This window comes from Bacillus sp. jun7 (genome assembly GCF_051034795.1).
Taxonomy (GTDB): Bacteria; Bacillota; Bacilli; order Bacillales; family Bacillaceae; genus Bacillus; species Bacillus velezensis.
In genome coordinates, this window is sequence record NZ_CP093219.1 from 206,468 (window position 1) to 224,940 (window position 18,473).

Sequence of the window (18,473 nt, forward strand, 5' to 3'; positions counted from 1 at the left end):
TCTTTGTTAATTTTTTGTGAACAAACAGATAATCTATTTAAACGCAGAGATGTAATAAGTATGATGATGAAGCAATTATCATCTAAAAAAATAAGATCAGGAAGTGGCTGATTTTCTCGAAAATCATCTGCTTCTTGCGAAATGAGGAGTTACATGACATTTACGGAACGGGCGGTAGCTATTATCAAACAGATTCCTGAAGGAAAAGTGATGACGTACGGTCAAATTGCCGGTCTTGCGGGAAGTCCGCGGGGAGCAAGGCAGGTTGTGCGGATTCTTCACTCCATGAGTAAAAAGCATCGTCTTCCTTGGCACAGGGTCATCAATGCAAAGGGTGAAATCGGATTAAGAGATGAAGAGATGTTTTCTGTACAGAAGCTGTCTCTTGAAGCTGAGGGGGTAGCGGTCACGTCAGACGGACGGATCGATCTCAATTTATACGTCCATGATCCGAATATGTAAAAAACCTGCCGTATATATCGGCAGGTTTTTCAGTTATATGCTGCGAGCCGGCCAGAAAGGTTTTGCCGGATATAAGGCCATTCCTCCCGAAGGATGGAGTAGTAGGCGGTATCTCTGAGGCCGCCGTCGACAGCCGGAATATGCGCGCGGCGGATCCCTTCAAATTGGGCACCGATCCGCAAAATCGCAGTTCGTGAGCGCTGGTTGCGAACATCGGTTTTCAGCGTCACCCTGACAGCTTGCCACGCATCAAACGCATGGGTCAGCAACAGAAGTTTACATTCCGTATTGACACCGGTCCGCTGTACGGCAGAGGCATACCATGTGCTGCCGATCTCACACACTTCCGGGGCTGCGTCCGCCGGCCGCGTAAACACTTCCGCATCCATAAACCGCGTGCTTCCGACGATTCGCTCTGTTTCAAGACTCCGTACTGCAAATGGCAATGCAAGTCCTTTTTCATAATCGGAAAGCGCACGTTCAATATAACGCTTTGTTTCTTCGATTCCGTCAGGAACATGGGTGTAAGCGTAAGTCGTCCTATTTCCTGAAGCAGCTTCACAAAGTGCCTGAGTGTGATCAATCGTCATCGGCTCTAACTGAACGAGTGACCCTTTAAGAATGACGGGTTTCAGCATGCTTATCACAACCTTTTTTTATGAATGGGTAAAGTATAGTCGAACGGTTTATCATTCAAAAGGGCCAATTTTAAATTAAAATGGCATGTCAGTGAAATCCTCGATTCAAACTTATGCATACATTCAGGAAAAAAGCGGAAACCTTTATGTGAAGAGGTGATGGGCATGGCATATGTGTTGTCGGTCGGAACGAGCATTCCGAAGTATCATGTCTCGCAAGAAACGGCGGCAGATTTTGCGAGAGGGATGTTTGCCGATTCATTTAAGGATATTGATCGGCTGTTAAAAGCCTTTCAAAACGGCGAAATTGAATCAAGGCAGTTTGTCCGGCCGATTGAATGGTATAAAACGGCGCGGGGTTTTTCAGAAAAGAACCGGCTGTATACGGAAGAAACCGTTAAGCATAGTGCGGATGCGGCGCTTGATTGTTTAACAAACCCGGATTGTTTAACAAATCCCTTCCCATATGAAAAAGTGGATGCGATCTTTTTTATTTCCAGCACCGGGCTTTCGACACCCAGCATTGAAGCGAAAGTGATGAATCAGCTGCCGTTTTCTGCGAAAACAAAACGGATACCGATCTGGGGCTTAGGATGCGCGGGCGGAGCGGCCGGCCTGTCCAGGGCGTACGAATACTGCCGCGCATATCCTGAAGCATACGTGCTTGTCATCGCGGCTGAACTCTGCAGCTTAACGTTTCAGCCGAACGACAAGTCAAAAAGCAACTTAATCGGAACTTCCCTGTTTGCGGACGGAATTGCCGCAGTACTAATCGGAGGGGAAAAGGCGAACCGGAACGACGTCAAACAGCCGCTTCTTCCGCGGATATTTGCCACTCAATCGGTGATGATGCCGGATGCGGAAGATGTGATGGGCTGGGAATTCACCGACAGCGGTTTTCAAGTCATTTTTTCAAGAGATATTCCCACCCTGGTTTCACAGTGGCTGAAGGACAATGTTGATGAATTTTTATTAGAATATGGTGTCGATCCTCACGACATTAAAACCTTTCTTGCCCATCCAGGCGGGAAAAAGGTCATTGACGCCTATTTAACGAGTCTTTCAATGGACACCGGTCAGCTTGCGGCATCTCGGAAGGTGCTGCAAAAACACGGCAACATGTCTTCCGCAACTATTTTTCACGTGATAAAAGAACAGTTGCTCCGCGGCCGGCAGAAAGAAAACGAAAAAGGGCTGATCGGCGCTCTCGGGCCGGGATTTTCGTCTGAGCTTTTGCTGTTCAGCTGGGAAAAGGGGGCTTCTTAATGTTTTGGCTGTTTATCATGCTGCTTGCGGCCCAGCGGATTGCGGAGATGATCGTGGCCCGGCGCAATGAGCAGAAGGTGAAAAAGCAAGGCGCAGTCGAATACGGAGAAGGACATTATCCCTTTCTCGTCCTGATGCACGTGCTCTTTTTTGTCTCTCTTACAGCTGAGGTGGCGGCGTTTCAAAAAACGCTTTCTCCAAGGTGGGCCGCCATTATATGTATTATTTTATTTGTACAGGGGATCAGGTATTGGGCTCTATTATCATTAGGGCGGTATTGGAATACGAAAATTCTTGTCGTGCCGGATGCGGAGCTTGTCAGAAAGGGGCCGTACAGGTGGATGAAGCACCCGAACTACGCGGTCGTCATCTTAGAATTTATTTTTCTGCCGCTGTTATACGGAGCGTATTGGACACTGTTTCTCTTTTCGATTCTCAATGCCTGCATGCTCACTGTGAGGATTCGCGCCGAAGAGAAAGCGCTAGAAGAAAACACCGCAAAATAGAGATTGAAAATCATTCTCACTCATGATAAGATGTAAATATGAAAATGATTCTCATTCAAGGTGGTGCCGAAAATGACAATGTTATTTTTATTTGCAGCCGTTTGTACATACAGTGTTTTGATTGGTTTCGTATTGAAAAAAGTTTCGAATAAATCGATGTCTTCTTAAACATCTGCGGTTTTTAATGCCGCGGGTGTTTTTTCTTTATCAGCTGCCGATATCGGCGGCTTTTTTACGTTTCCTGAAGAAAAGTGGGCCATTCTTGTGTAAAATGGGGGAGAGGTTTTTTTCAGAGCTTTCTAAAAATGAAAACGTCATTTGATGCGACAGACACAAAGGGGTAAAGACACATGACAGAAGAAGAACGCCATAACAGGGAGATTTTCAGCAGAACGGGTGCCTTATACGTACAATTTTTGGATCACCAGGATGAAAAACGGGCCGATCAGCTCGCGGCCATTATGAAAAAAGCGGCTGATGAAGAGGTTTATATCGCGTTTACCGGGCATTATTCGGCCGGAAAGTCCTCTTTATTAAACACATTGCTCGGTGAAGACATACTGCCGACAAGCCCGATTCCCACAAGCGCCAACCTCGTTGTCATCCGGCACGGTGAAGATAAAGTCGTGCTTCATACGACGGACGGGGCTTATGCAGAAATTAAAGGAAGTTACGATAAAAAACAAGTGCAGCAATTCTGTAAAGACGGTGAGCAAATTGAAACGGTGGAAGTCTATGCCGGCTTTAAGGAGTCAGAGCCTTATGCGGCCTACATTGACACACCGGGAATTGATTCGACGGACGAAGCGCATTTTTTATCTGCCGCTTCGGTTCTCCATCAGGCTGACGCTTTATTTTACGTCGTTCATTATAATCACGTTCATTCAGAAGAAAATATGCTGTTTCTCAGCTCCATCAAAGACCGTATTCCGAATTTGTTTCTGATCGTCAACCAAATTGACAGGCATGATGAAACCGAAACGAAGTTTGAAGAGTACCGCAGGCAGGTGGAAGATATGCTTGAAGGCGCGGGAATACCGAAAGAATCGCTTTTCTTTACGTCTGTCACTGAGCCTGACCATCCTTTAAACGGCATGGAACAGCTGAAAAAACATCTGCAGAAGCTGAAACAGCAGGCAAAATCAAATTTATGGTCCTTAACGGAGAGAAAAGTCGCACACTTAGTCAAAGAGCATACAGAGATGCTCGTAAAAGAAGATAAAAACGGCAGCGGAGAGCAGTTTGACAAACAAGAAGCACTTGTCCGTTCTGTTGAAGATGAGCTTAAAAAAGCCGTTCAACAGGCTGAAACAGCAGAGAAAGACATCAGAAAAGACGTGCAGAACATATTGCAGAACGCTAATCTGACACCCTTTGAGATGAGGGAGCTTGCATCTGCTTATATTGAATCACAGCAGCCCTCATTTAAAACCGGATTATTCTTTTCAAAAGCGAAAACGGCTCAGGAGAAAGAGAGAAGGCATGCTGAATTTTTTGCCGATATTAAAAAAAGAACAGAAGGGGAAGCGGATTGGCATATTATCGACACATTTACGAAAGCGGCCAAGCGGTATGAAGCGGATTCGGACGAACTGATCAAGAAAATCCAGGCGTACCGCACACCGCTTTCTGATGATATCACCGCTCAGGCCATTAAGCAGGGAGCGGCCTTTTCATCTGAATACGTATTAACTTATACGAAAGACCTCGCTGAGATGATCAGAAGGGAAGCCAAAAGACAAACAGCGGAACTCATTGAGGAGCTGACCGCTTATGTTCAGGCAAAAAACGGACCGCTCATTGAGAACTTGAAAAACCGGCTCGAAAAAGAAAAGCAGATAAGGGATGAGCTCGCGCAATCGGCAAAAGAAGAACGCAATGCCTTGGAAAAAGCAGCCCGAGTCCGCGCTTTGTGGGAAGAAGAATTGACCTGTGATACGGGAAGCGGCGACTGGTATACGCGAAAAAAACGCCTTGCAAAAGCGCCCGTCCAAAAAGAGAAACCAAAAGAGACTGTACAGTATGAAGTAAACAAGCCCGAAAAAAATGCGATGAAGGAACTTCCTATAAAAGAGCAGACTGATCGGTTCTATGAGCTTGCCGGGATTCTTGAATCCTCGAGCATATTAGAAAAACAGGCAGAAGCCTTTCGAAGCAGGATTGAGCGGCTTGAAAACCGCCAGTTTACCTTGGCGTTATTCGGCGGATTCAGTTCCGGTAAATCATCATTTGCAAATGCGCTTGTCGGTGAATACGTGCTTCCGTCATCACCGACGCCCACAACGGCTACGATCAACAAAATAACGAAACCGCAAGCCGGCAAACCGCATAAATCTGCGGAGATCGTTTTTAAGACGGAGGAGGATCTGGACGCTGAAATGCTTCAGCTGACTGAGCTGAAAGACGCTGATGTAAAGGGGCGTTCACTGAAAGAGAGATGGAATTATGCCATTAAAAAGGGAAAAGTTCCGGATGAACTTATCCCGGTGATTCAGACGATGCTGCAGGCGTTTGATACGTATGAAGAACAGATCCGTCAAAGGCAGACACTGACGGTGCCGGTTGAAGATTTAAAACCGTATGCAGCGGAAGAAAAAACGGCCTGCTGCGTAAAAGAAGTCACCGTGTATTATGATTCGCCTCTCACGCAAAAAGGCATCACCATTGTTGATACGCCGGGAGCAAGCAGTATAAACAAGCGCCATACGGAACTTGCCTTTCAATATATAAAAGATGCTGATGCGTTCTTTTATATGACGTACTATCAGCATTCTTTTTCAAAAGGAGACAGGTCTTTTCTGAAGAAACTCGGCCTCGTCAAAGAATCATTCGGCATGGATAAAATGTTTTTTGTCATTAACGCCGCAGATCTGGCCAAAACCGAAAGCGAGCTGGAAACAGTCAAAGACTATGTCCGCTCAGAACTCTCAAAAGAGGGAATTAACCGGCCGAAATTATATCATGTCTCAAGTAAAGAAGAGCTTGCGGGTAAAAAAGAAGCTTTTTATAACAGGTTCTCTGATGTAAGAACCGGGCTTGAGCACTTTATTGAGGAAGATGTAATGAGGGCAAGCTGCGCCCAGCTGAAAACAGAGGCTGACAAATTGTGCGATATGGTGGAACAGCTTCACGAATCTCTTCACCAGTCGGCAGAAGAAAAAGAGAAAAAGAAACAGCGTCTGGAGTCTTCCTATGAAAAAGCTCTCGCTGACATTTCAAAGCGCCGTACGTCTGAGGTCATCATTCGAAAAGTGATGAAAGATACGGAAGAGCAGCTCTATCACATTAAACATCGCCTGACGTTTTATGCGAATGATATGCTGAAAACCGCCTTCCATCCGGGTCTTCAAAACGGTGATTGGAAACAAAATATATCAGCGGCGCTGAATGAAGCGCTCAAGGAATTCCGTTTTGAATATATTCAAGAGCTGAAAACGCTCGATATCCGGATGACCGGTTTTATTGAGCGCCATATGACTGAGGAATGGATGGAAAACTGTCAGAAGAAGCTTATGGAAGACGGAGATTTCTCTATTTATGTGAGCGCCGAAAACGAATTTGCCGTTCAGCTGAAAGAGGTCGCTCCGGTCATTGACGTCTCGGCATTCACACATCACATAAAAGAAGTTAAATCGCCGAAGCAGTTTTTTGAACAGAACGGAAAAAGAGCGTTTGTGGAAGGGCTCAGGCTCAGCCTGCAAAAAGTGACAGAAAAGTGGCTTGAGCAGGAGAAAGAAAGCCTTTCAGAGCGATATACTGAGCAGGTGCGCCGTCTGCAAGAAGACATGGCGGATAAAAGCCTGTCCCAGATCCACGAGCAGCGGGACACTTATTTACAAGGTCTTGCGGAAAATACGAGTGCAAGGGAAATTGAACACCTTTACGAAGCCGAAAAAGCATGGAAAAAGAAAGATGAAATGCTGAAAATTTAAAAATCCGGTTGGCGGGCAGATAACAGTCGTGGTAGACTAAAATGAAAAAAGCGAGATGAAACCTTTTATGTCAGAAGTCCATAAAGCAATTTCAGCACATTCCGCAAAACAGCATCAGCACGTCAAAACATTTGTACAGCTTGACTATGAGCGTGAACAGGCCATTGAAGAAGCCATTGTAAAATGCAGACAGAATGAACCGTTCACGACAGATGCCATTAATGGCATCACCGCAAAAATGAACCAGCTGGCGAAAAAGGGCATCGTGCCGCAAAGACGATTCGTAAGTGAAGAGATGGTGAAAGAATTCGTCAGCAGACAGTAATGGATGAACCTGCCGCGTGTGTCATCAGCGCTTGCTGTACATACTATCCGTATCTTCTCTAAAGGGGGATATGACCATGGGCAGAACAAAACTGGGAAACAGAAATGCTCAGCAGAATAACAATGCCAAAAAGAAAAACGGCTTCGGACAGAAATTTGATTCTTATGCCGGCCGTGAAGCTGAAAAGCTGATGGCAAGCAATAAAAGACACGGTGAGTAACGTGACGGCAGCATCTTCCAAATGGGGGGATGCTGTTTTTTTACCGCCTTCTTTGGTAAAATAGGAACATTGAATAAAAAAAGGAGTTTCGATATATGAATAACAAATTACTGCTCGTTGACGGCATGGCGCTTTTATTCCGCTCGTTTTTCGCGACGGCCGTTCATCGCAATTTTATGATAAATGAAAACGGAATCCCGACAAACGGCGTCAACGGTTTTTTAAAGCATCTCATCACGGCGGTTGATACGTTTCAGCCCACACATGTCGTCTGCTGCTGGGATATGGGAAGCAAAACGTACCGCAATGATTTGTTTCAAGATTATAAGGCCAACAGAAGCGAACCGCCGCTTGAGCTGATTCCGCAATTTGATTTAGCGAAAGAAGCAGCGCGAGAGCTCGGGTTTTTAAACATCGGCATAAAAGGCTATGAGGCGGATGACTGTATCGGTACGCTTTCTGCCCTGTTTGCCGGGGAAGCGGAAATTACGATTGTAACGGGTGATAAAGATCTGCTTCAATTGCTGAATGAACAAGTTCAAGTAGCGCTGCTGCAAAAGGGTATCGGCAATTATAAGGTATATACAGATGAGATATTCAGAGAAGAAACGGGAGTTCCGCCAAAAGCGCTGATTGACATTAAGGCGCTGATGGGAGACACGAGCGATAACTATCCCGGCGTTAAAGGGATCGGGGAAAAAACGGCGTACAAGCTGATCCGTGAATACGAAAACATAGAACGGTTATTAGAAAGCCTCGCTCTCTTGCCGAAGGGCCAGCAAACGAAAATTCAGCAAAGCTTGAAAGAATTGGAGCTGTCAAGGCAGCTTGCTGAAATACATTGCGAGGTGCCGTTAGTCTGTACGCTTGAAGAAGCGATTTTTTCATTGAAGATGGAAGAAGCATCCTTAATGCTCAGACGCCATCAGATAAAAGGAATTGAAAGAATGCTCGAAAAGCTGAACGCCAGAGAGATCAGCTGATCCCTCTAGCGTTTTGTATTGCTTTTTTTTGCGTTGTTTTCAAGGGCTGATTTCGGGTCTTTATGCGCATTTCCTTCCATATTTCCCTGAGGATTCACGCCCCCGGTCAGCCGGCCTTTATTTTCTTTTCTCATAGCTGTTCACCTCATTTGTAGGATGAACAGTGAGACGCAATTTCATTCCGGTTATTTATTCAGCCGAATCGCTTTTTTTGCGAGCTGATCGGCTGTTTGGTTTTGTGTGCCGGGAATCCACTTAATGAAAAACAATGGAAATCCGGTCTTTAAGCGGATGATTTCGTCAACAAACGGCTGGAAAGCCTTGTTTTTAACCGCTTCAAGATCCGCGGCCCGCTCCACGATATCCGAATCCGTCCGGAATGACACGGACTCAAATCCGCGGGCGGCACACAGCTTCATTCCTTCAATTAAAGCGAGAAATTCAGCTTCCTGATTTGAATGGTCGCCGATCGGAATTGAGAAAGATTCTGTTTTCCCGTCATGTTTAATAAAAATACCGATACCGGACGGGCCCGGGTTTCCGGCGCTTGCGCCGTCCACGTAAATTTCAGCGGGCATCATCCGTCACTCTCCCTTCGGTGTCATTCGTTTTGCCGCATACGCATAAGGGACAGAAATGAGTGATACCGCAAATTTAATCAGATAAGTCGAAATAAAGATGCTGAACCAGACGCCCGCGGAATAAACGCCGAGAAAGGCCACGGCAGTGAAGATAAATGTATCCAGCAGCTGGCTGAGGGCCGTGCTTCCGCTGTTTCTGAGCCAGAGAAGCCTGTCTGAAGGAAAGATTCTCCGAATGGCTGAATATACATAAACATCTATCGTTTGGCTGAAAATAAAAGCCAAAAGGCTTCCGAGCGCAACACGCGGCAGAAAACCGAAAATCGTCTCAAGGGCAGGCTGTGCGATATCTGACGCAGCCGGTTTATATAAAAGAGCCCCCTGCATGGCGCATGTCAAAGCGAGCAAAGTGGAAAACCCGAGCCAGACGGCTTTGCGCGCTTCCCGGGGACCGTATTTTTCGTTCAGCACATCCGTTGCGAAGAAAACGGTGCCGTACATGATATTTCCCAGTGTTGCCGTGAGCCCGAACAGCTCAACTGTTTTGACAACCTGCAAGTTGGCGCACACCGTGGCGAAACCGATCCATACGAATAGGCCCGTTTTGCCAAATCCTTTATAAAACAGAAGAACAATGATAAAATGAATGACCGCAAATAAGATCCATAACACATCGTTAAACAAAACCTGCTGACTTCCTTTCAATTTGAGAATGGTTTGATTATAGCACACGCCCGTCAACTAATGAATGGTAAGGTGATTTCAATGAATCTTAAGCCGTATATCGAAATAGAAGCAAAAGGAACAGGCCCTGTCGCGTTTTTTTCCGAAGATTGGCTGACCGTTCCGAAAGCGCGCATGCTTGCAAGAGAAGTCAGCCGCTTTCCTTATATAAAAGACATTTATTTTGAGGATGAAAAAGGCGCGAGCTGGACGCTTAAAGAATTAGAAAAGCTTACTGAAGAACTTGCGTACGAACCTGACGACATTACAGTGTATTTCGACGGCGGCTTTGACAAAACAAGCGGACGCGCAGGACTCGGAATTGTCGTGTATTATTCTCTCGGCGGCAAGCGGCATCGCATACGGAAAAATAAAAGCTTAACGCTTCAGACGAACAATGAGGCGGAATATGCCGCTTTGTACGAAGCACTTAAGGAAGTGCAGGAACTTGGCGCAAGCAGAAATTCAATCACGATAAGAGGGGATTCCCTCGTCGTTTTGCATCAGCTTGACGGCAGCTGGCCGTGTTATGATGAAACGCAAAACGAATGGCTGGATAAAATTGAAGCGCTGCTCGAATCCTTAAAGCTGACACCGACATATGAAGCCGTAAACCGAAAGGAAAATCAAGAAGCGGATGACCTTGCCAGAAAAATTCTCTCGGACCGGCAGATTGAAAGCCGCATAACATTAGAAGGTAACGGAGATGACTGATATTGGATAAAAAAAGCATTTATAAAGAATTGACAGAGCTTCAGGATGAATATTGTAAAGACTGTTTCGTAAAAAAGCATTTCCGCAAAGAGTTTGGAAAAACGCACGCTCATTCTTTCTGTATCAACCAATGCACGGTGGGGGAGAAGCTGAAAGCCTACGGCAAGGTGCTGACAAATCAATAAAAAATAAAACCGCAGCTTCTGCGGTTTTATTTTTCGAATTCATCAAGCTGATGCTGGCAATCGTCGAGAAGCATTCTCTGCTTTTGCAGAAAATCCTGGTCGAGAGCTTGCAGTTCACTGGATTGTGACATCGTTCTGGCAGCCTGAATCGCTTGGTAAGCAGATTCCACCAAAGTTGAATTTTGGCCCCGGGTAGCCGCTCCCGTTGTTTTCTGGGCAGTTTCCACTGCTAATTCAAGCTGGCGTTTATCCGTCAGTCCGTTTGGAAAAAATTCAGAGTCCATTAAAAAACACCTCCGCAAATAGTTTGGAGATTTTTTTTAGAAATATGTACGGAAAATAGAAAAAAATATAGAAAATAAGCCGATATAACTATTGAACCTGATTAATTAGGGCTTATTTACTATTATTCAGGGTATCTTGGGAGAGAAGGGAAAAACCAGCCGTGAATGATAATGATTTAAAAACAATCCTTCAGCAGACATTTAAAGAAATATACGGTGATTTGGGAAGTTTAGCGGAAATGGCAAAAAAAGGAATACCGTCAAAGGAGAAGCAAATTGAAGAAATCGAGCAGCGCTGTAAGCAGAATCTTGTCGCAATTGAGATTCAGACGGCAATCAAATAGGAGAGGCATACGCCTCTCCTCTATTTGTCATCTGATCAACATGTATTGAGTTTAGAGTTTTACAACATTAGAAGCTTGAGGTCCACGATTACCTTCGACAATTTCAAAAGAAACTTCTTGTCCTTCTTCTAATGATTTGTATCCTTCTCCTTCGATAGCAGTGAAGTGAACAAATACGTCGTCTCCGCCTTCAACTTCGATGAAGCCGAATCCTTTTTCGTTATTGAACCATTTTACTTTACCGTTTTGCATATTGCTTAATTCCTCCTAGTACTGTAGCACCTTCGTGCTAAAAAAAATTTTGTCATCATCCAACCGTACGTATGTAAACGTTGTTAAATGATGGTTCAACTATACACCATATGGGAGCGGGCGTCAAGCGGCCGCTCCCTATTTTTTATCTTTATTTTTCCAGTAACAAAGCTTAACCGGAAAAAAACAAAAAGCACACGAATCGTTCGTGTGCTTTTCTTTTACGATAATGCCATATCCGCCTTCCCGGCCATCATTTCAGATTCTTTTATAATGTCCTGCAAAATGACTTCAGAAGAGTTGGGGAGGTGAAGGCTTTTAATATTGTCCTTCATCCGGTTCAGCTTCTCCTCATCCGCAAGAAGGGAGGTGACAGACTCTAAAATTTCTTCGTGGCGGTTGACCACGACAGCCGCACCGCGATCTTCAAAGAAAATGGCGTTTTCTTTTTCCTGTCCGGGAACCGGTTTGTACAAAATAACGGGTACTCCGATCGCCGTCGCTTCCGTCAGTGTGATGCCGCCTGGTTTTGTGATCATGCAGTCCGTAATACGGAACAGCTCGTCAATTCTTTCTACATAGCCCAGCACTTTCAGCCGGTCGGCATTGTCACCTTCCAAGCTGCTGAGGGATTCTTTCAGCGAGCTGTTTTTGCCGCATACCACCACAACCTGCACCTGATCGTCATGAACGAGATTTTCGCACAGTTCTTTTACGTTTTTCAGCACACCATGCGCTCCCGCCATAATAAGAAGAACTTTTTTGTCGGGAGAGAGATTGTATTTTTTATAAATCGGTTCTTTCGGCATCGATTCCTCGAATTGAGGCCTGATGGGAATGCCTGTGATCTTTACGTTGTTCGGGTGAGTGCCGATTTCAATCAGTTTTTCCTTCACGTAATCTGTGGCGACATAATATTTATCAACATTTTCATGAACCCAGATCTTGTGAAGGCAGAAATCGGTCATAACGTTGAACGTCGGGATCACTTTTCCGGTTCTCCGTCTGTATTCCGGTACGACAATCATCGGAAATGTATTGATAATAATGTCCGGCTTATGCTCTTCGACGAGCTGGCCTAAACGTTTATTTCCCATTTTAAAATAAATATTGAATTTGCGTTTATTATAGATTTTGTCAACTCCGTAATAAAACAAACGATAAAACTGTTTCCCGATTGAGAAGCTTTTTAAATAAAGGTATTGAGTAACCTCTGAAACAATCGGATTTGACTCTTGATACAAATTGGAAACCGTCACATCTAAGCCGAGACGCAGACATTGTTCGTAGAGCGTTTTGGCCACTTGAACATGCCCGTTTCCGTAATTTGCAGTCAAAATTAATACTTTTTTATTGGTATTCAAGTAAATTCACCTCAATGTAATCAACAACAAGCAAGCTTCATGCATCGTAAGGAGTTATTGTCTATAGATAAACATAACACAAGTGCATCATTTTATAATAAGCGCGCCAACATATTTAAACTAAATTTAATTGATATGTTCCATTATTTTAAAGTTTTGTTATACGCATACTGAATCAAGAGTATTTTATCATATTTTTGTCACCGTATCACTTAAAACAAAAATTAATCCCATTCATACGGAGTTTCCTGATATACGTAATAATTCAGCCAATTCATAAACAATAACGTTGCATGAGCTTTCCAGCGGTTAACAGGTTCTTTCCCGCCGGGCGCAAAATAGTGCTTAGGAGCTTCTACGTTTGAAAGATTTCTCTCTATGTCTCTCTCATACTCCTGAAGCAGCGTATCGGTATCATATTCCGGATGACCCGTTAAGAAAATCTGTTTTTCGTCTTTTGAAACGATTAAACAGACCCCCGCTTCCTCTGAAACGCTGAGCACATCCAGATCCGAAGCCGATTGCAGCTGCTCCGTATTAATATCTGTATGCCGTGAGTGTGGCACATAGTATAGCTCGTCAAATCCTCTTACCAATCTCTCATGTTTTTTAAGAACGGTATGCTCAAACACACCGAAGATTTTTTTCGGCAGCTCCACTTTCTCAATGCCGTAATGATAGTATAAACCGGCTTGAGCGCCCCAGCAGATATGGAGTGTTGAAGTGACGTTCGTTTTGCTCCATTCCATGATTTCCTTCAATTCTTCCCAGTAAGAAACATCTTCAAACGGCAGGTGCTCAATCGGAGCCCCGGTAATAATCATTCCGTCAAACCGTTTGTGGCGGATGCTGGAAAAATCCGTATAAAATTCATCCAGATGCTGCCTTGCCGTATTTTTTGGAGTATGTGTGCTCGGAATTAAGAACGTAAAGTGAACTTGTAAAGGTGAATTCCCAAGCATCCTGAGGAGCTGGGTTTCCGTTTGGATTTTTTTCGGCATCAGATTTAAAATCACGATCTTCTGCGGCCGGATATCCTGATGAAAAGCCCGGCTTTCATCCATTACAAAGATGTGTTCACTTTCAAGCACCTGCTTAGCGGGCAGGTGATTTGGTATATTAATAGGCAACATGCCACCTCCGTTATTCCCCGTTAATTTTCTTCATTATAGAAATTTTTAAGCCATTTTTCAATCCATCCCGGCGTAATAAACCGTATTTAACGCATAATGACAGGGATAAAAACGGCAAATGGGTATAAATTCGGAGCGGCTCTTTTATTATGACGGGTAAAGAGCCGTTTGGTTCCTCGAAAAAAACGTTTTCCGTTAAGTGGAAGGAAAAAGCGGTTACCGTTTGTTTTGCAGTGTAAAACAGGTAAAATAAATGAAGAATGTAAAAAGGAGGGCCGCAGATGACAATTTACGATATAAACGTACGGACCATAACAGGCGAAGACATGACGCTATCGGCTTACAGAGGCAAGGTGATCATCATTGTGAATACAGCAAGCAAATGCGGGTTTACATCCCAGCTCAAGCAGCTTCAGGAGCTCTATGATACATATCGGGAGGAAGGTCTTGAAATATTGGGATTTCCCTGCAACCAATTCATGAACCAAGAACCTGGAAACGAAGCGGAAATTCAAGAGTTCTGTGTGAAAAACTACGGAGTCACATTCCCGATGTTTGCGAAAGTTGATGTCAATGGAGCAGACGCTCATCCTCTCTTCACATATCTGACGGAGCAGGCGAAGGGGATGCTCGGCACAAAAGCGGTCAAATGGAATTTCACTAAGTTTATCGTGGACCGAAACGGTGAAGTCACCGGGCGTTTTTCACCGAACGTCAACCCAAAAGAGCTTGAAGATACGGTGCAGAGGCTTTTGGCCCAATAAGAGGTGATACGGTGAACGAAAAAGAGCAGCTGGAAAGCGTCAGGAATTGGGTCAGAGAAAAGCTTATCAATGAACGTACAGGCCATGACTGGCTTCATATTTCCCGGGTCGCAGCACTTTCTGTTTATATGGCAAAAGAAGAAGGCGCCGACTTATTTATCACTGAGACGGCCGCGCTGGTTCATGATCTGATTGACGCCAAGCTCGAAAAAAGCGAAAGGCTGACGGCAGGCGAAGTGACAGAACGGCTGGCTGCTTTCAACATTGCGGCTGGCTCCATTGAGGAGATCGCGGATATCATCACGAGAATGTCATTCAGACACAGGGAACTGCTGATAAAGCGGCCGCTTTCATTGGAGGGGAAAGTTGTTCAGGATGCAGACATGCTTGATGCGATCGGCGCAGCGGGCATCGGCAGGGCTTTTATGTTTGCCGGCGCGAAGGGTCACCCGATGTACGGAACTCAAACAAGTGTGCTGGCCCATATAGAGGATAAATTAATCAAGCTTAAAGGCTTAATGAATACAAAAGCGGGAGCCGGTTTAGCAGAGGAGCGGCATCAATTTCTTTTGCAGTTCGCCGCCCGTATCCAAAAAGAGGCCGGCATCGGCAAAAGCTAAGCGGCGCAATAGAACGCTTGTGCCGACTATGTTAGAATAAGTGTCAGATTGCGCATAGGAGGACCAATATGAAGATTAAATCAATAGAACCGACGCCGAGTCCGAACACGATGAAAGTGATTTTGACTGAAGAGCTTCCGGCGGGGAAAAGCAACAATTACAAGCCCGATCAGGCAGATGATGCTCCGGCCGTCGTACGTGATATTTTAAACATTGAAGGAGTAAAGGGCGTTTATCACGTTGCCGATTTCCTGGCTGTGGAGAGAAACGCCCGTTTTGACTGGAAGGACATTCTGCCTCAGGTCCGTTCCGCTTTCGGAATGGAACATACGGAGCAGTCTGAGAGCCGTTCTGAACAGGAATCGTTCGGTGAAGTGAAGGTTTTCGTACAAATGTTCAGCGGAATCCCGATGCAGGTCAAATTGACGGACGGCGAACGTGAAGAGCGCTTCGGCCTTCCGGAACGTTTCCAAGAAGCCATCTTAAAGCTGCGTTCCGAAGCTTCAAATGTTGTATTTGAGCGGGCTTGGAAAGAACAAGGCGTGCGCTTCGGGGATTTTACCGAAATCGGACACGATGTCACAGAAGAGCTTCAGGCCGCCTACAGTGATGAGCGGCTCAAACGCCTGACAGAAGCAGCCGTACAGCAAAAGGGTGAGGCCAAACCGGCAGTGCAGCGGAAAGCTTATAAAGTGACTTTGGAAATGCTCGATGATGAAGACTGGAAACAGCGCTATGCCCATCTTGAGCAAATGGATCCGGATGAAGACGATTTACCAGTATTGGAAAAGGCGCTGCATGATCCGAAGACTTCGATCAGAAGACAAGCCGTCGTTTATTTGGGAATGATCGAAAAGCCGTCTGTGCTTCCGCTGTTATACAAAGCGCTTGAAGACAAAACGGTGACGGTCAGAAGGACGGCGGGTGACTGTCTGTCGGATCTCGGCGATGCGAGCGCCATCCCGGCAATGATAAAATCGCTCAGTGACTCAAGCAAGCTCGTGCGCTGGCGCGCGGCCATGTTTTTATATGAAGTCGGCGATGAAACAGCGCTGGAAGCATTAAAAGCGGCGGAAGACGATCCGGAATTCGAAGTCAGCCTGCAAGTTAAAATGGCGATTGAACGGATTGAGCACGGAGAAGAGGCGAAAGGTTCAGTCTGGAAACAGATGACTGAAAGCAGAAAAAAAGAACAGTTATAACAAAAAGGTGCGCCATGCACCTTTTTTATTTGAATTCACTTTTTATAAAAATTATTTAGAATATTGTTGAAAAATCATTCAAAACTCTATATAGTAAGTACAATATTAATTGTTGGAGGGTTTTTATCGAAATACAGAAAGAATAGAAAAGCGAGACAGGGCAAAGACACTGTAAACAGGTAATTTGCAGAACGCGCCCTAGAATAAACTGAAAATTTTAAAAATAATGCACAGTCTAAAAACAGTAGGGGGATCACCATGGCAGAATTACGCAGCAACATGATCACACAGGGAATTGACAGAGCGCCGCACCGCAGCCTTCTTCGCGCTGCCGGCGTAAAAGAAGAAGACTTCGGCAAGCCGTTTATCGCGGTCTGTAATTCATACATCGATATCGTTCCCGGGCATGTTCACCTGCAGGAATTTGGAAAAATCGTAAAAGAAGCAATCAGGGAAGCGGGCGGTGTGCCTTTTGAATTTAATACGATCGGAGTAGATGACGGAATCGCGATGGGACATATCGGCATGAGATATTCGCTGCCGAGCCGTGAAATCATTGCCGATTCAGTTGAAACGGTCGTCTCGGCGCACTGGTTTGACGGAATGGTCTGCATTCCGAACTGCGACAAAATTACGCCGGGAATGCTGATGGCGGCTATGCGGATTAATATTCCGACCATTTTTGTCAGCGGGGGGCCGATGGCAGCCGGCCGTACAAGCGATGGCCGCAAAATTTCGCTTTCTTCAGTATTTGAAGGCGTCGGCGCATATCAAGCCGGGAAAATCGGTGAAAGCGACCTGCAGGAGCTGGAACAGTTCGGCTGTCCGACGTGCGGATCTTGTTCAGGCATGTTTACGGCAAACTCCATGAACTGTCTGTCTGAAGCGCTCGGTCTGGCGCTTCCGGGAAACGGAACAATTCTGGCAACTTCACCGGAGAGAAGAGAGTTTGTGAGAAAATCAGCGGCCCAATTGATGGAGACCATCAAAAAAGACATTAAGCCGCGTGATATTGTCACCGAAAAAGCGATTGACAACGCGTTTGCGTTAGACATGGCTCTCGGCGGCTCAACCAACACGGTGCTGCATACGCTTGCGCTTGCCAATGAAGCTGGGGTTGAGTACTCTTTAGAACGCATTAACGAAGTGGCTGAACGAGTGCCTCACTTATCGAAATTGGCGCCGGCCTCGGACGTCTTCATTGAAGATCTGCACGAAGCGGGCGGAGTCTCGGCGGCCCTTAATGAATTGGCGAAAAAAGAAGGGGCGCTTCATCTTGACGCGCTGACTGTAACAGGCCGCACACTCGGAGAAACAATTGCGGGTCATGAAGTAAAGGATTATGACGTGATTCATCCGCTTGACAATCCGTTTACCGAAAAAGGCGGTTTGGCCGTCCTGTTTGGGAATCTGGCTCCGGACGGCGCCATTATCAAAACAGGCGGCGTACAGGACGGGATTACAAGACATGAAGGTCCCGCTGTCGTCTTTGATTCTCAGGATGCCGCGCTTGAAGGCATTATAAACCGCAAAGTAAAAGAAGGAGATGTTGTCATTATCCGTTATGAAGGGCCAAAGGGCGGACCGGGCATGCCGGAGATGCTTGCTCCGACGTCTCAGATTGTCGGAATGGGGCTTGGCCCGAAAGTGGCGCTTATTACAGACGGCCGTTTTTCAGGAGCGTCCCGGGGTCTTTCAATCGGGCACGTATCACCTGAAGCGGCTGAAGGCGGCCCGCTCGCATTCGTAGAAAACGGCGACCATGTCATCGTTGACATAGAAAAACGGATTTTGGACGTACAAGTGCCTGAAGAAGAATGGGAAAAACGCAAGGCCGAATGGAAAGGCTTCGAGCCGAAAGTAAAAACAGGATATCTAGCCCGGTATTCCAAACTCGTAACAAGCGCCAATACAGGCGGAATCATGAAAATATAAAACAGAGGCCTGAACAATTGAATTCCGGCCCCCTCTATAG

General features: G+C 45.6%; 23 protein-coding genes and 1 pseudogene. 15 read left to right on the forward strand and 9 right to left on the reverse strand.

The window, feature by feature from the left end; genetic code table 11:
* The first annotated feature begins 153 nt into the window (after positions 1-153).
* The gene (locus tag MJQ52_RS00935) at positions 154-462 is read left to right on the forward strand and encodes an MGMT family protein (protein WP_014305272.1); all 309 of its coding nucleotides are present in this window, start codon (positions 154-156) and stop codon (positions 460-462) included.
* 29 nt (positions 463-491) lie between these two features.
* On the opposite strand, the gene MJQ52_RS00940 is transcribed toward MJQ52_RS00935, so the two are convergent.
* Positions 492-1,100 (reverse strand): GNAT family N-acetyltransferase, encoded by a 609-nt coding sequence (locus MJQ52_RS00940; protein WP_077722495.1) that lies wholly within the window; start codon positions 1,098-1,100, stop codon positions 492-494.
* Positions 1,101-1,265: 165 nt separating this feature from the next.
* Between MJQ52_RS00940 and MJQ52_RS00945 the strand changes: the two genes are divergently transcribed.
* The 7 genes from MJQ52_RS00945 to MJQ52_RS00975 all read left to right on the forward strand — a co-directional run bounded on the left by MJQ52_RS00945 (position 1,266) and on the right by MJQ52_RS00975 (position 8,332).
* Positions 1,266-2,366, forward strand: coding sequence for a type III polyketide synthase (locus MJQ52_RS00945; protein ID WP_094247848.1), 1,101 nt, complete (start codon positions 1,266-1,268; stop codon positions 2,364-2,366).
* Positions 2,366-2,872 (forward strand): isoprenylcysteine carboxyl methyltransferase family protein, encoded by a 507-nt coding sequence (locus MJQ52_RS00950; protein WP_003153565.1) that lies wholly within the window; start codon positions 2,366-2,368, stop codon positions 2,870-2,872. Before MJQ52_RS00945 ends, MJQ52_RS00950 begins: the two co-directional genes overlap by 1 nt.
* A gap of 72 nt (positions 2,873-2,944) precedes the next feature.
* Entirely contained in the window at positions 2,945-3,040 is a 96-nt protein-coding gene (gene fbpC / locus MJQ52_RS00955) for a Fur-regulated basic protein FbpC (protein WP_025284905.1), read from the forward strand.
* 182 nt (positions 3,041-3,222) lie between these two features.
* The gene (locus MJQ52_RS00960) at positions 3,223-6,804 is read left to right on the forward strand and encodes a dynamin family protein (protein ID WP_094247849.1); all 3,582 of its coding nucleotides are present in this window, start codon (positions 3,223-3,225) and stop codon (positions 6,802-6,804) included.
* Positions 6,805-6,871: 67 nt separating this feature from the next.
* Complete coding sequence (locus MJQ52_RS00965; protein ID WP_031378990.1) at positions 6,872-7,129, forward strand: YpbS family protein; 258 nt, start codon at positions 6,872-6,874, stop codon at positions 7,127-7,129.
* A gap of 76 nt (positions 7,130-7,205) precedes the next feature.
* Complete coding sequence (locus MJQ52_RS00970; RefSeq protein ID WP_003153570.1) at positions 7,206-7,349, forward strand: hypothetical protein; 144 nt, start codon at positions 7,206-7,208, stop codon at positions 7,347-7,349.
* Between the two features lie 95 nt (positions 7,350-7,444).
* Entirely contained in the window at positions 7,445-8,332 is an 888-nt protein-coding gene (locus tag MJQ52_RS00975) for a 5'-3' exonuclease (RefSeq protein WP_094247850.1), read from the forward strand.
* 5 nt (positions 8,333-8,337) lie between these two features.
* Here MJQ52_RS00975 and sspL read toward each other — a convergent pair whose 3' ends face one another.
* From sspL to MJQ52_RS00990, 3 genes are read right to left on the reverse strand one after another with little or no spacing between them, the layout of a single operon-like run.
* Positions 8,338-8,466, reverse strand: a complete 129-nt coding sequence (sspL, locus tag MJQ52_RS00980) for a small, acid-soluble spore protein L (protein WP_003153575.1) — start codon at positions 8,464-8,466, stop codon at positions 8,338-8,340.
* A gap of 51 nt (positions 8,467-8,517) precedes the next feature.
* Complete coding sequence (locus MJQ52_RS00985; protein WP_094247939.1) at positions 8,518-8,910, reverse strand: reverse transcriptase-like protein; 393 nt, start codon at positions 8,908-8,910, stop codon at positions 8,518-8,520.
* 6 nt (positions 8,911-8,916) lie between these two features.
* The gene (locus MJQ52_RS00990; RefSeq protein WP_077722490.1) at positions 8,917-9,597 is read right to left on the reverse strand and encodes a queuosine precursor transporter; all 681 of its coding nucleotides are present in this window, start codon (positions 9,595-9,597) and stop codon (positions 8,917-8,919) included.
* A gap of 81 nt (positions 9,598-9,678) precedes the next feature.
* Between MJQ52_RS00990 and MJQ52_RS00995 the strand changes: the two genes are divergently transcribed.
* Positions 9,679-10,350, forward strand: a complete 672-nt coding sequence (locus MJQ52_RS00995; RefSeq protein WP_024085518.1) for a ribonuclease H family protein — start codon at positions 9,679-9,681, stop codon at positions 10,348-10,350.
* A gap of 2 nt (positions 10,351-10,352) precedes the next feature.
* Positions 10,353-10,535, forward strand: a complete 183-nt coding sequence (locus MJQ52_RS01000) for a zinc-finger domain-containing protein (RefSeq protein ID WP_003153581.1) — start codon at positions 10,353-10,355, stop codon at positions 10,533-10,535.
* A gap of 26 nt (positions 10,536-10,561) precedes the next feature.
* On the opposite strand, the gene MJQ52_RS01005 is transcribed toward MJQ52_RS01000, so the two are convergent.
* The gene (locus MJQ52_RS01005; protein WP_094247851.1) at positions 10,562-10,819 is read right to left on the reverse strand and encodes a DUF2564 family protein; all 258 of its coding nucleotides are present in this window, start codon (positions 10,817-10,819) and stop codon (positions 10,562-10,564) included.
* 161 nt (positions 10,820-10,980) lie between these two features.
* On the opposite strand from MJQ52_RS01005, the gene MJQ52_RS01010 reads away from it, so the two are divergent.
* Positions 10,981-11,163 (forward strand): hypothetical protein, encoded by a 183-nt coding sequence (locus MJQ52_RS01010; RefSeq protein WP_070082002.1) that lies wholly within the window; start codon positions 10,981-10,983, stop codon positions 11,161-11,163.
* A 51-nt stretch (positions 11,164-11,214) separates the two neighbouring features.
* Here the strand turns inward: MJQ52_RS01010 and cspD are convergent, their stop codons facing one another.
* The 4 genes and pseudogenes from cspD to metA all read right to left on the reverse strand — a co-directional run bounded on the left by cspD (position 11,215) and on the right by metA (position 13,909).
* Positions 11,215-11,415, reverse strand: a complete 201-nt coding sequence (gene cspD, locus MJQ52_RS01015) for a cold-shock protein CspD (RefSeq protein ID WP_003153604.1) — start codon at positions 11,413-11,415, stop codon at positions 11,215-11,217.
* A gap of 15 nt (positions 11,416-11,430) precedes the next feature.
* A pseudogene (locus tag MJQ52_RS01020) lies at positions 11,431-11,542 on the reverse strand (hypothetical protein); the annotation flags it as partial.
* Between the two features lie 94 nt (positions 11,543-11,636).
* Complete coding sequence (locus tag MJQ52_RS01025) at positions 11,637-12,779, reverse strand: diglucosyl diacylglycerol synthase (protein WP_007409520.1); 1,143 nt, start codon at positions 12,777-12,779, stop codon at positions 11,637-11,639.
* Positions 12,780-13,003: 224 nt separating this feature from the next.
* The gene (metA, locus tag MJQ52_RS01030; protein ID WP_003153608.1) at positions 13,004-13,909 is read right to left on the reverse strand and encodes a homoserine O-acetyltransferase MetA; all 906 of its coding nucleotides are present in this window, start codon (positions 13,907-13,909) and stop codon (positions 13,004-13,006) included.
* Between the two features lie 284 nt (positions 13,910-14,193).
* On the opposite strand from metA, the gene MJQ52_RS01035 reads away from it, so the two are divergent.
* The 4 genes from MJQ52_RS01035 to ilvD all read left to right on the forward strand — a co-directional run bounded on the left by MJQ52_RS01035 (position 14,194) and on the right by ilvD (position 18,433).
* Positions 14,194-14,676, forward strand: a complete 483-nt coding sequence (locus tag MJQ52_RS01035) for a glutathione peroxidase (RefSeq protein ID WP_094247852.1) — start codon at positions 14,194-14,196, stop codon at positions 14,674-14,676.
* 11 nt (positions 14,677-14,687) lie between these two features.
* A complete protein-coding gene (locus MJQ52_RS01040; RefSeq protein ID WP_071391713.1) occupies positions 14,688-15,296 on the forward strand; it encodes an HD domain-containing protein in 609 nt (202 codons plus the stop codon).
* Positions 15,297-15,364: 68 nt separating this feature from the next.
* The gene (locus MJQ52_RS01045) at positions 15,365-16,498 is read left to right on the forward strand and encodes a conserved virulence factor C family protein (RefSeq protein WP_077722487.1); all 1,134 of its coding nucleotides are present in this window, start codon (positions 15,365-15,367) and stop codon (positions 16,496-16,498) included.
* Between the two features lie 258 nt (positions 16,499-16,756).
* Positions 16,757-18,433 carry a dihydroxy-acid dehydratase gene (gene ilvD, locus MJQ52_RS01050; protein ID WP_007409524.1) on the forward strand — a complete coding sequence of 559 codons (1,677 nt, stop codon included), beginning with the start codon at positions 16,757-16,759 and terminating at the stop codon, positions 18,431-18,433.
* Positions 18,434-18,473: the final 40 nt, after the last annotated feature.